Source organism: Acinetobacter seohaensis (assembly GCF_056431365.1).
In genome coordinates this window covers 243,846-256,192 of sequence record NZ_JBWKMK010000029.1, presented here as the reverse complement: position 1 = coordinate 256,192, position 12,347 = coordinate 243,846, and the positions used below count along the sequence as shown (strand labels likewise).

Here is a 12,347-nt window from a genome sequence, read left to right as displayed (position 1 = left end):
ATGCCATTTACCATTGCTGCGCCCATCACTTTTGAAGAAGAAATTAAAAAAAGTCGATTTCAGGCAATTGCTGTGCCTGTAGATAATGAGCAAGCGGTAAAAACTTTTTTGGAACAGCAGCGTGATTCATCTACCACACATCAATGTTGGGCATGGAAAATCGGGCATCAATTACGTTTTAATGATGATGGCGAACCTTCAGGTACGGCAGGACGTCCTATTTTAGCCACGATTGAAGGCAATGAGTTGACTAATGTTTTGGTGTTGGTGAATCGTTGGTACGGCGGCATTAAATTGGGCACAGGCGGCTTGGTACGTGCCTATGGGGGATGTGCAGGGCAATGTTTGGCTCTAGCAGAAAAAATAGAACTGATTGAAAAAAAGACCGTGCAATTTTCCTGTCATTTTAATGAGTGGGCAATTTTACAATACGAGCTAAATAGTCAGCAGATTGAGTACAGCGAAGACTACACCGCCGAAGGCGTGTTGGTAAAGGCATTCATGCAAGTCGATCAAATAGACCCTTTAAAACTAAAATTACAAGATATTAGCCGTGGGCGTGAACAACTCAAAATCCTTGAGGATGATCAAGATGACTGAAGCAAATTCACCTGATCCATTATCGAAGTACCGTGAGCAGCATAAACACCGTTTAAACTACATGCCGTGGTTATATTGGTCATTAAAACCTAAACATCGTGCTTGGGCAGAAGCTTGGCAGCAGGAATATCAAGCTTATTTAATGGCAATGGAAACGGTAGAGATTGGCAAAAACTGTTTTATTTCACCATTGGCACATATTTTTGCAGAACCAGGACGTAAAATCAGTATTGGCGATAATACCTTTATTGCAGCCGATTGTACTTTGCATGGCCCTTTAGAAATTGGCAATGAAGTCGCGATTAATCACCACTGTATTTTAGATGGTGGCAGAGTTGGAATTAAGCTTCATGATCAGGTGCGTATCGCAGCATATTGTCATTTATATGCATTTGATCATGGCATGGCTTTGGATCAGCCCATTTATCAGCAAGCGGTGCGTTCACAGGGCATTGAAGTTGGTAAGGATGTTTGGTTAGGTGCGCATGTTGGTGTTAAAGATGGGGTGAAGATTGCGGCACATGCAGTCGTTGGTATGAATAGCATGGTCACCAAAGATGTTCAGGAGCGGGAAATTGTGGTAGGAAACCCTGCCAAATTGATTCGTTATCGTGAGTAAATACGATGCAGCAAGGCTAAATCTTTAAACTTCATTACATTTTTTCATGTCCCTGCAACACGAGTTGTGTTAAGTTAAAAATAACAACTAAAAAATAGCCTGCAAAAGGCAGTAAGAGAGGCAATAATGAAACGTGTAATTGCTTGTATTGATTCTTCGCCTTGTATTAATGCGCTTGCTGAAGCTGCTGCGTGGATTGCAACACAAACTCAACGTGAATTGGTGTTATTACAAGTTTTGGATTATTACCCCGCCAGTTATCATTTGGGGGAAATTAGTGGCGTGATTGGTTTTGAAAGTAATGCCATGTTACTCAAAGAATTAGCCGAATTAGAACAAAAACAAAGTGAATTAGCACTCGATTATAGCAACAATTTATTGCAGCACATTTCCAGTATGATTCAGGAAAAGTTCGGCATTGTACCTACCCACATTCAAGAAAAAGGCGACTTTTTAGAACAAAGTTTTAGTGTGCTGAACGAAGAAGATATTGTGGTGATTGGACGTGTGGGCGAGAAATCTGCTGAACGCAATAAGGCATTAGGCAGTAATGTCGAAAACTTTATTCGTGGTGCAAATTGTACTGTGATGACTGTCGGAGAGCATTTTAAAGCACCAAACCGTTTTATTTTTGCTTATGAATATTCCCCAACTTGTATCAAAATGATGAAGCGAATTGCACAAAGTGATTTGCTTAAATTATTGCAATGTCATTTGCTCTATGTCGGTGATCACCCAGAAGTTTTAAATGAACCTGCAGATTTTTTAACTTCAGCGGGTTTAGATGTGGTGGTGGAATATCGTTATGGCGATGTGGCTGAAAATATCTTAGATTATCAACGTGAACATGGTATTCAGTTGATTGTACTGGGGGCATTTAGTCACAGTAAAATTCACCAATTTTTCTTGGGAAGCATTACCACCAATATTTTCCGTAACTCAACTGTTCCTTTGTTGGTGGCAAAGTAAAAATCGTAAATGATTCAAAAAAGATCATTTTAAAAGATTGTTTAGTTGAACTGATGTAAATGCTTGCTGACTGTCCATGGTTATCCGCATAATTTGTGGATAACTGTATGGACAGTATATGTAACATTATAATATATAATGTAAAATTACTTTAGGTTGTTTTTTAACCTTGTGTGGACTTTACTTTACAATCGCTAAAGCAAAGCCATCATGTCCTTTGCTGCCTACAGTTTGTAATGCTGTGCACGATAAAATTCGCGAATGATTTTGCATGGCTTTGAACATGTCACGAATCCCTTCAATGCTTGGTTTGTGATTGTCAGGATTTAAAATTTCCCCTGCACGAATTACATTGTCTAAAAAGATAATTGTACCTGAGCGTGAAAGTTTAAGACTCAGTTCCAAATATTCAGGATAGCTTTGTTTGTCGGCATCAATAAAAATAAAATCAAAAGCTTCAGTATCTTCTGGCAGAGCTTTTAGAATTTCTGCAGCACGACCAACTTTTAATTCAACCTTTTGTTTTAATTGAGCGCGGTCAATATTTTCTTGTCCCAAAGCTGCATGGGTATCACGTCCTTCAATCGTGAGTATATAACCATCTTCAGGCAGCGCACGTGCTAGCCACATTGTGCTATAAGCTGCGAATGTGCCCAATTCCAACACACGTTTGCATTGATTCATTTGAATGAGCATTTGTAGCAACATGCCCTGATTTGCCGCAACTGCAAGGTGATCTGGAAAACCTTTGGCATCGGTATTTTCTAAAGTTTGCGTCAAAATTGGGTCTTCGGGAATTAAATGTGATTCGATATAGTGATCGATATCCGTCCACATTTGTTGCATAGCGTGCTCACCTTTGTTGCGATGTGTGCATTGTAAACTTTTCTGCTCAGAGTGCAATTTATTCGCGGAATGGAGCAGGTGATAATCTATTTCGCAATAAAAAAAGAGGTCAATTTGACCTCTTTAGGATTTAATTCTAAACAACACTGAATTAGAAATTACACATAGATGAATGGCGGCTTAAATCTGGCCCCCAAGTTCGATAACCTTGTGTATCAATATGAATTTGTCCTGAAGCGTATAAGCCTAAGCCCATGTTTAAACTTTGACCATATTGCTGCCAGAACTGACACAGTCTGTATTTGGTACTTTCAATATAGGCATAGTCTTCGGCATTCGGGAATTGTGGCCCAATTCTAAAATCAATGGCTGAGTTAAATAAGTGACGCGATGAGTTCGCACCACCTGCACATTGATTCAGTGGTAAATCTCGATAGACAGAAGTGACTTCAAAATCAGTTAAGACTTTAGAGGCGACCAAATATTTAAATACACGCAAGGTAGGCACCTGATTTTGCCACAATTCACGACTTGGAATCATAAATTGCGAACGTCCACAGCGTTGCCAGTCACGTGCGGTACGCATTAATTCAAAACTTGGAATAATATTGCCAACACCGTTGTGTTCCAAGAAGCGTTCATATTCACGAACTTGGCGTAAATTGTCACTCACTGCCACCCATGCATTATACGAATAAGGCACAATTTTAGGTGCTACCTGACGCTCATAGGTGATTTTTTCTTGAGGAATGAAAATTCGTTTTCCATCGGGCGTGGTGATCGTTGTTGTTCTGTTTGGGGTTGAACTACAAGCAACCAAGATAACGGGAACAATGCTGAACGAAAACAGCGCCTTGAAAAATTTCTTCATTAGGCAAATCAGATATTTATTTAAAGTGGCAGTATTCTAATCGAAAATGCTGGTTAAAATTTGAAAATATTGCAATCAAATGTGTGTTTTAGGTATAAAAAAAGATCAGCACAGGGCTGATCTTTTTCACAACAAGACGAACTTACTTTTCTAAGTATTGTAATTTGTCTGGTTTGCCATTCCATTCTTCACGATCAGCAGGTTGATCGCCAATTTGTGTAATGTTTGGCCAAGTCTGTGAAAGTTCAGCATTTAGCTCGATAAACACTTCCTGACCTTCTGGTAATTCATCTTCAGAGAAAATAGCGTTGGCAGGACACTCTGGTTCACATAATGCACAGTCGATACATTCGTCTGGATTAATGACAAGGAAGTTCGGACCCTCGTAGAAGCAGTCTACAGGACAAACTTCAACGCAGTCTTGATATTTACATTTAATACAGTTTTCAGTGACAACAAATGTCATGGCGACAGCTACCTAAAAATATGGTTCTAATTCAGAATAGTCTATTTTAGGCAAAAATCACTACAACTAACAATCGCTTTTACTGATATTTGATATAGACAGTGCTGCTAAATTTGATAAAAGGGGGATAAAACCATCAAAAAAACTTATAAATGACAAAGACTCTCAATTGAGAGTCTTTGTTTAGCTCAAATATTTTAGAAATAACAGCGGCTAAGCGTTCAATTGTTCCTTTAAAGCATACAATTGTTCCAGCGCTTGTCGTGGCGTTAAATTATCGACATCTATACTGCGTAATAAATCTAAAGCAGGTGATGGTTTTTCTACCTCTATTACACGTTCAATCACTTCTGGTTCAGCTGAGCTTGTTGCTGGTGCAAATAGGTCATCTTGAACGGCTAAATTGACATTTTTGTGCTGCTGTTTTTCTAAAATTCTTAAACGGTTTTGCGCTTCTTTAATCACATTGGCTGGAATGCCTGCCAATTTTGCCACTTGCAAACCGTGACTTTGGCTTGCAGGACCTTGTTGAACTTTGTGCAAGAGAATCAGGTTGCCATTCATTTCTTTGGCGGTTACGTGGTAGTTATCCACCCCAGATTCTTTGCTTAATTCGGTCAATTCAAAATAATGCGTTGCAAATAGGCATAAACATTTGATGCGTTTGCTTAAATCCAACACACATGCCCATGCCAAAGATAAGCCATCGTAGGTACTGGTTCCGCGACCAACTTCATCCATCAGCACCAAAGACTGTGAGGTTGCATGGTGTAAAATTTGTGAAGTCTCAGTCATTTCGACCATAAAGGTCGATTTACCTGTCGATAAATCATCGGCAGAACCAATACGGGTAAACACGCGATCAATAGGACCTAATACGGCTGTTTGGGCAGGCACATAACTACCACAATAGCCAAGTAGGGCAATGAGTGCGGTTTGACGCATATACGTTGATTTACCGCCCATATTCGGGCCAGTAATAATTGCCAAACGATGATTGTAGTCGAGTAAAGTATCATTCGGTGTAAAGGCGGTTTTACTCAAGGCCTCAACAACAGGATGACGTCCTGCAGTAATTTTAATTCCAATTTCAGGGCTATATTCAGGGCGTGCCCAATTGCGTAAACGTGCTTGATGGGCAAAGTTTGCCAATAGATCAATTTGTGCAATCGCGCTGCTCATCATTTGTAATTGAGCAATGTCTTGGCGTAATTCATCCAATAGCATTTCAAATAGCATCTTTTCACGGGCTAAAGCACGGGACTCGCTAGACAGGACTTTATCTTCAAAACTTTTTAGCTCTGGGGTGATGTAGCGTTCTGCATTTTTTAAAGTTTGACGACGGATATAGTGTTCAGGTGCTTGCTCGGCTTGGGCGCGAGTGAGTTCAATGTAGTAACCACTGACACGGTTGTAGCCAATTTTTAACGTTGGGATACCGCTTTCTTGGCGCTCTTTGACTTCTAAATCAATCAGGAATTGCCCCGCATGATCACGGATTTTGCGTAGTTCATCGAGTTCACTGTCAAAACCCTCTGCAATGACATTGCCATCACGCAATAGTACAGGTGGGTTTTCTACAATTGCCTGCATCAGCCGTTGATGCAGTCCATGAAAATCGCCCAGTTCTTCATTCAGGTTTTGAATGAGTGCGGATTGTTGTGCAGAAACAATGGGCTGTAAGGCATGACGCAAATAGGGAATTTGCGCACAGGCCTGACGTAGTTGTACCAAATCACGTGGGCGTGCGCTACCGAGTGCGACACGACTCAGCACACGTTCAATATCACTAATTTCTTTCAGTACCAAACGCACAGGCGACTCATGGTAACCTTGTATTAAGGCTTGAATTGCATCCAGTCTTGCATCTAATAATGCCGTGTCACGCAAAGGTTGCATCAAGGTACGACTCAGTAAACGGCTACCCATGGCAGTTTGGCAATCGTTAATCAGTTGGAATAAAGAAGTGCCGTGTTCAAATAATGGTTCAACCAATTCCAAATTACGTCGGGTCACAGGATCAAGCGCAATAAAATCGCTGCTTTGTTCTAATTGAATACTGCGAATATGTGGTAAAGCCGTTTTTTGGGTTTCTTTGGCGTAGTGTATTAACGCTGCCGCTGCTGCTTTGGCTAAGGGCAAATGATCAATACCAAAACCTGAAAGTGACGATACAGCAAATTGATCACAAAGCGTTTTTTGTGCATTGTTCAGGTTGAAATCGACATTTGGGCGTTTGGTCACAGGGCAGTCAAGCTGCTTTTTAACCTGTTCAATAATATTCGGATCGACAATATCTTCATCGACCACAATTTCGCTTGGCATTAAACGAGAAAGTTCAATCGCGAGTTGTTCAGGCAAATAATCCATTTGCTGAACTTTAAAAATCCCTGCACTTAAATCCAGCAATGCGATACCAATTTGGTTTTGCTGTAAGCATAAAGAGACCAAGTTGGAAGATTGATGACTGTTGAGCAAGGCATCATCAGTGAGCGTGCCTGGGGTGATAATCCGTACTACTCCACGCTCTACAGGACCTTTGCCTGTCACCTCGCCAATTTGCTCACAAATTACCACGGTTTCGCCTTTTTTGACCAAGCGAGCGAGATAACCTTCAGCAGCATGATATGGCACGCCCGCCATTGGAATAGGTTTGCCACTAGTTTTACCACGGTGGGTGAGGGTAATGCCTAAAAGTTTGGCAGCTTTGTGTGCATCATCAAAAAATAATTCGTAGAAATCGCCCATGCGATAGAACATTAAAGAATGTGGATGTTCCATCTTCACCCGTAAGTATTGCTGCATCATTGGAGTGTGGGAAGATAGATCAGCCATGATTTCTGTCATGTTCATGCGGTTAGGGTCCTTAACAGTAAGTGCAAGTTGTACTTTTAATTCATTGAATCTGAATATTTAAATGTTTGATTCAGTCATAGCAATGAGTCAATTTATGCACAATAATTAAAATTATCGTCTGTGATCATCTTACTTTACTGTTGAGCAGAATGATGAAACGGAATGTTATGTTAGCAAAATCACAGCAAACAAAAAATGTGTTCAAGTGAAAAGTTTCTGAGGGAATGCCTAAATATCTAGCAATGACAAAATATTAAAAAATGTTGAGGATTTACTTAGATCAACACTGCATGTTGATCGACATTTAGCCTGTAGCCAGTGTTGTTGTAAAGACCTAAGTATGTCAGAATAAATTGTATATCATTTAAACAAATTATAAATAGTGAAAGTATAAAAGCCTTTAGTGGGAGGGGCTGTATAGAAGTTCAATTTGGTTAATAATTATGCTTTGGTCTTGTATGCAAAATCAGATTTTTAAGCAATATTATATAAAAAATGAAAGTGAAATATTGTTTGCATACTTTGCAGTTAAATCATTGTATCCATTCAATCACCGAATATAGAGTGCTAAATGAAATGCACGGCTTCAAATCAGACTAGATACATTGAACAGATCATCCACCTTTGCATACAGTTGCCAACTTGCAAGGGTTCATCACAAAAGGATTTGCGCAGGGGAGAAATATGAGTATTCGTAATAACCGACGAGATTTTCTTAAAATGGCAGCGGGCGTAGGGTTGTTGACCACAACAGGCTTGCAACTCAGCCATAAAACACAAGCTGCTGACGAAACCAGTACTGCAACTATTGTTGTCGTGGGTGCAGGTCTTGCAGGATTAGCTGCCGTTAATCGCTTAAAAAAACAATTACCCAATGCAAAAATTATTTTAATTGATCGCAATATAACACACCGTTATCAACCGGGTTATACCTTGCTTGCAACGGGCGTTTGGAAATCGGCCGATAAAGTATTAGATGATAATACGAGCCTAGTACCAAAAGGTGTAAATTGGATTCAATCGAATGTGAAAGCATTTGAACCTGACCAAAACCGTGTCATTACAGATGATGGTGAAAGTATTGGCTATGACTTTTTAATTGTCGCAACAGGTTTACGTTTGGGCTATGACCAAATTGAAGGCTTGTCTATGGATGATTTAGGGAAAAATGGGGTAGGCAGTGTCTACGCAAGTCCTGAGATTGCACTTGCGACATGGAATCAAATTGACGAATTCCGTAAAAAGGGTGGTCGTGCTGTTATGACTTTGGCGCATACCGATATGAAATGTGCGGGTGCACCTTTAAAAATGACCTTCATGTTGCATGATCGTTTACTTGAAGCGGGTACGTTGACCAAGAGTAAAATTGACTTCTTTAGTCCAAGTGACAAAATTTTCAGTGTACCTAGAGTAAACGAAAACGTACTAAATCGTTGGAAAGCCTTTGATCATCCTGTGAATGTAAATTTCCACCGTAAATTAACCCGTATTGATGTTGCCAAAAAAGTTGCAACGTTTGTAGATGCGCAAGGTGGTCAATATACAGAACAATACGACTTTATACATGTCGTGCCGCCAATGATGGGGGTAGATAGTGTGTTGAATAGTCCGTTAGCAAATTCGGCGGGTTGGCTAGAAGTAGATAAATATAGCTTACAGCATATTCGTTATCCAAACGTTTTTGGATTAGGAGATATCAATGGCACTGCAAAAGGTAAAACAGCTGCGACGGTAAAATTATCTGCACCAGTCGTGGTTCAAAACTTAATTGATGTCATGAAAGGGCAAGCACCAAGTCAGAAATTTAATGGTTATACATCGTGTCCACTTTTAGTAGAAGAAGGTAAGGCAATGTTGGTTGAGTTTGATTATGAAAATAATTTAACCCCAACAGTTCCTTTCGTTGATCCACTGAAAGAAAGTTACTTTGCTTGGTTTTTAGAGGAAATGATGCTGAAACCTGCCTATATGGCAGTGGCTAAGGGTCGTGTCTAAATTAGATTTAAGAACAGGAAGTTATAGTAATGATCTACCAAATGTTGATGATGATGTGGGAAGCCATTTTGGCAAACAAGTTATTGGTTGTGCTTTTACTGGCGGTACTGATTGCACCGTGGCTTTTTTGGCTAATTAACAGTCGCCAAACAGCATTCAACCATCGTATGAGTTTAATTCTAGCAGGCATTGTAGCAATTCTTGGCTTTTTCTTATTGCCGTTATTTTTCTCAGCGACATTGTCTGATCTTAGTTACTGGGTCGATTGGGCATTTCATATTGCTATGGTCATTGCGCTATTGGTCTATAGCTATGTGGTATTATTGCCATTGACTGCAAAACGTAAAGCCGTTTAATAAAGTCTAATTCTATAAACCTTCATTCAAATTTTATATCGTTGATGTAGGATTTGAATGAAGGTTTTTTATTGTAGTGTGATTGAGAAAAACTGTGTTAGACCTTAGCTGCGTTTATTCAGAAAATTATTAGCTTCACTGTACACGTCTTTTTTCAATCAGTTTACCCATCAATAAGCCCAATTCAAAAAGTAACCACATCGGAATTGCTAACATAATCATTGATAATGCATCAGGTGGGGTAACAAACATGGCAATAAAAAAACAGCCGACAATAATAAATTTTCGTTTTGCAACCAGTTGTTCTGTGCTTACAATGCCAATCAAAATTAAAATTAAAGTCAAAATTGGAATTTCGAAGGTCATGCCAAAGACTAAAAATAGCTTTAAACAAAAACTTAAATAGCTATTGATGTCCGTCATAGGCGCGACTGAATCTGGTGAAACGCTAATAAAAAAATGCAAAATCGAAGGTAATGCAATGAAGTACGCAAAGGCAATACCTGTATAAAACATGAAAATGCTACCTAAGAGTAGTGGGACAGCAAGCGATTTTTCTTTTTCATACAAAGCAGGTTTAATAAATGCCCACAATTGGTAAATAATGAAAGGCATAGAAAGCATTAAGGCAACAAAAAAATTAAGCTTAAATGGTGCCATAAATGTGGCTGTGACATCAGTTGCAATCATTGAAGAACTAACAGGCAACTGTGCACGCAAAGGAGCAGAAAGTAGTTGATAGCTTTCATTGGCAAAGGGCAGTAAGCAAAAGAACAGCAGCAGCAGTATTGCAATAATTTTAATCAGATGCCGACGTAGAATAATAAGATGCTGTGTGATCGGCATTTCTTCTAGTGTATAGGGAATATCGGAATCCTTTGGAGGCGTGTTAGACATAGTTATGACACCTCGGATGTATTTTGCAAAGTTTGTGCAGTGGGATGATGGTGCTGAGTAAATGTTAAATTCGGTTTTTTGAGAAACACTAAAGTGTGAGGTTGCTGAATGTGTAGTTGGTATTGCACAGTTTTAGGCAGTACTTCCTCAGCCTTCAAAGCTTGGGCATCTTGTTCATTGGCAAAAATTTTGTCTTCTTGTAATTGTTGCATTTGAAGTTGCATCTGTTGCTCAAGCTCATGAATACGATTCATTTCACTTTGCATTTCTTGACGCAATTCAGACAGCTTGAGTTCACGGTCTATGTCATTTTGCACATTGCTAATCATACGCTTAATTTGACCATACCATTTACCCGCAAAACGAGCTGCTTCAGGTAATTTTTCAGGACCAAGAACTAGCAGGGCAATAATGCCAAACACTAGAAGTTCTGTCATGCCAACATTGAGCATTCCATCGCTCCATTAACTTAGTGTTTATTAGAGGTATCAGTATTTTGCTGATCTTGTGAATCTAGTGTCTTTGGCTGGTTAGCTTGATGTGTAGATTCATCATCTTGAACCGATTTTTTGAAATCTTTAATAGCACCACCTACATCTTTACCTAAATTTTTAAGTTTAGATGTGCCAAATAAAAGAATGACCACGATTGCGAAAATCAGTACATGCCATATGGATAATCCTGCCATATTCATGCTCCTATAATTTAGTTTTTTTATTGCGAATCTTGAATCTATAAGTATAGGTGATTCGCATTAGGGTTTGAAGGAAATTTAAGCTTTGCTTTAGTCTTAATTGAATACTTTAGGCTATAAAATATCAAAAGTTTCATTGCTTTGGACCATGTTTTGACACAGTCCAAAGGCTAATAGTTAAGATGTTAAGCCAAGCTTTCTAACACAAATTGTGGCGATTTAATAAATAATCGAATCAACGCTTGAGCAGAGCTCGACGGTTGACGCACACCACGTTCCCAGCTTTCCAACGTTCGGGCAGAGATACACAATTTTGCCGCAAGTTCAGTTTGTGAAATATTCATTGTTTGCCGAACTTTAACAATTTGTTGGGCTAAATCTAAACAGGAGTTTTGATCTAAATCGTGATTTACATGGTTATGACTAAGTTGAAGCAGATGCATATTAATCTCCTCCTAAAGGTCGAATAAACAAGTCAATTCATAAAAAATTGTTACTATGCTGTATTTAACACACATCCCATATTTAAAATTGAATGCATTGCTCTTTATAAACACAGCAAAAGCAATGGAATAGTTTTTATTTTATAAAAGGTGGTGCGCGGCTTTGTGGTAAAACAAAAAGCGGCTCAGTTTGAAATAGTGAGGGTGTAAAAGATGCTTTAAAAGACAAAACCCGAATTTGTGTTCGGATTAACACGTATCTAAGCTTGGTATCTAGTAAGGGAAGTGCAAAGCTATAGACTAAACAATATTCACATTCATGGTTTTCATGTGCATCTTGTTTGGATGATTCATGCGCATGTTGAGCTGAATGCCGTGTGTCAACTTTGTCTGTATGCGGTGAATGAGCCGTATGACTTAGATGAGATTCAGACGTAGATGTGCTGGCTGTGCGTTGTAGAAGATTTGCAGACAGCTGATTTGCAGAGCTTGGCTGATCAAAAAATAATGCTTGGGCAACAGTTTTACAGACAGAGGAAAAATGTTGTTTCTCTGGCAATAAAGGCTGTAGGAATACAGCGACTTGTAACAAGATTGCTGTTAATCCGAGCAATCTTCCCCACATCATCAACACTGCATACGTCTTTTATTGAATTTTCATGTAACACTATAACAAAAAATTTAACTGTTTAATGATAAAGCTTTGTTTATCACATGAACTGTGTAGTAAAAATA

14 protein-coding genes are annotated in these 12,347 nt (G+C 39.1%); 5 read left to right on the top strand and 9 right to left on the bottom strand.

All coding sequences use genetic code 11. The annotated features are described in order from the left end of the window. From AC07E5_RS05670 to AC07E5_RS05660, 3 genes are all read left to right on the top strand, one after another. Positions 1 to 600, top strand: a complete 600-nt coding sequence (locus tag AC07E5_RS05670) for an IMPACT family protein (RefSeq protein WP_096900925.1) — start codon at positions 1 to 3, stop codon at positions 598 to 600. Then, positions 593 to 1,219: an acyltransferase gene (locus tag AC07E5_RS05665; RefSeq protein ID WP_004973079.1), complete on the top strand. Its 627-nt coding sequence runs from the start codon at positions 593 to 595 to the stop codon at positions 1,217 to 1,219. The genes AC07E5_RS05670 and AC07E5_RS05665 overlap by 8 nt, the downstream gene beginning before the upstream one ends. Before the next feature lie 126 nt (positions 1,220 to 1,345). Further along, positions 1,346 to 2,188, top strand: coding sequence for a universal stress protein (locus AC07E5_RS05660; RefSeq protein ID WP_096900923.1), 843 nt, complete (start codon positions 1,346 to 1,348; stop codon positions 2,186 to 2,188). A gap of 180 nt (positions 2,189 to 2,368) precedes the next feature. On the opposite strand, the gene AC07E5_RS05655 is transcribed toward AC07E5_RS05660, so the two are convergent. The 4 genes from AC07E5_RS05655 to mutS all read right to left on the bottom strand — a co-directional run bounded on the left by AC07E5_RS05655 (position 2,369) and on the right by mutS (position 7,224). Beyond that, positions 2,369 to 3,034: an O-methyltransferase gene (locus AC07E5_RS05655; RefSeq protein ID WP_004973089.1), complete on the bottom strand. Its 666-nt coding sequence runs from the start codon at positions 3,032 to 3,034 to the stop codon at positions 2,369 to 2,371. A gap of 151 nt (positions 3,035 to 3,185) precedes the next feature. Next, entirely contained in the window at positions 3,186 to 3,905 is a 720-nt protein-coding gene (locus tag AC07E5_RS05650) for a D-Ala-D-Ala carboxypeptidase family metallohydrolase (protein WP_004973092.1), read from the bottom strand. Between the two features lie 142 nt (positions 3,906 to 4,047). After that, positions 4,048 to 4,371, bottom strand: a complete 324-nt coding sequence (fdxA, locus tag AC07E5_RS05645) for a ferredoxin FdxA (RefSeq protein WP_004973093.1) — start codon at positions 4,369 to 4,371, stop codon at positions 4,048 to 4,050. A gap of 213 nt (positions 4,372 to 4,584) precedes the next feature. After that, positions 4,585 to 7,224, bottom strand: a complete 2,640-nt coding sequence (mutS, locus tag AC07E5_RS05640; protein WP_096900922.1) for a DNA mismatch repair protein MutS — start codon at positions 7,222 to 7,224, stop codon at positions 4,585 to 4,587. A gap of 687 nt (positions 7,225 to 7,911) precedes the next feature. On the opposite strand from mutS, the gene AC07E5_RS05635 reads away from it, so the two are divergent. Together AC07E5_RS05635 and AC07E5_RS05630 are read left to right on the top strand one after the other, a co-directional pair. Continuing rightward, the gene (locus AC07E5_RS05635) at positions 7,912 to 9,222 is read left to right on the top strand and encodes an NAD(P)/FAD-dependent oxidoreductase (RefSeq protein ID WP_286415978.1); all 1,311 of its coding nucleotides are present in this window, start codon (positions 7,912 to 7,914) and stop codon (positions 9,220 to 9,222) included. A 29-nt stretch (positions 9,223 to 9,251) separates the two neighbouring features. Next, positions 9,252 to 9,578 (top strand): hypothetical protein, encoded by a 327-nt coding sequence (locus AC07E5_RS05630; protein ID WP_286415977.1) that lies wholly within the window; start codon positions 9,252 to 9,254, stop codon positions 9,576 to 9,578. Between the two features lie 135 nt (positions 9,579 to 9,713). On the opposite strand, the gene tatC is transcribed toward AC07E5_RS05630, so the two are convergent. From tatC to AC07E5_RS05605, 5 genes are all read right to left on the bottom strand, one after another. Next, a complete protein-coding gene (tatC, locus tag AC07E5_RS05625; RefSeq protein WP_286415975.1) occupies positions 9,714 to 10,475 on the bottom strand; it encodes a twin-arginine translocase subunit TatC in 762 nt (253 codons plus the stop codon). A gap of 2 nt (positions 10,476 to 10,477) precedes the next feature. Then, positions 10,478 to 10,927: a Sec-independent protein translocase protein TatB gene (gene tatB / locus AC07E5_RS05620; RefSeq protein WP_498624895.1), complete on the bottom strand. Its 450-nt coding sequence runs from the start codon at positions 10,925 to 10,927 to the stop codon at positions 10,478 to 10,480. Between the two features lie 17 nt (positions 10,928 to 10,944). Further along, complete coding sequence (tatA, locus tag AC07E5_RS05615; protein WP_286415970.1) at positions 10,945 to 11,163, bottom strand: Sec-independent protein translocase subunit TatA; 219 nt, start codon at positions 11,161 to 11,163, stop codon at positions 10,945 to 10,947. Between the two features lie 191 nt (positions 11,164 to 11,354). After that, the gene (locus AC07E5_RS05610; protein WP_225530657.1) at positions 11,355 to 11,612 is read right to left on the bottom strand and encodes a helix-turn-helix domain-containing protein; all 258 of its coding nucleotides are present in this window, start codon (positions 11,610 to 11,612) and stop codon (positions 11,355 to 11,357) included. Positions 11,613 to 11,748: 136 nt separating this feature from the next. Then, positions 11,749 to 12,240 carry a DUF2946 domain-containing protein gene (locus AC07E5_RS05605; RefSeq protein WP_225532528.1) on the bottom strand — a complete coding sequence of 164 codons (492 nt, stop codon included), beginning with the start codon at positions 12,238 to 12,240 and terminating at the stop codon, positions 11,749 to 11,751. Positions 12,241 to 12,347 lie beyond the last annotated feature (107 nt).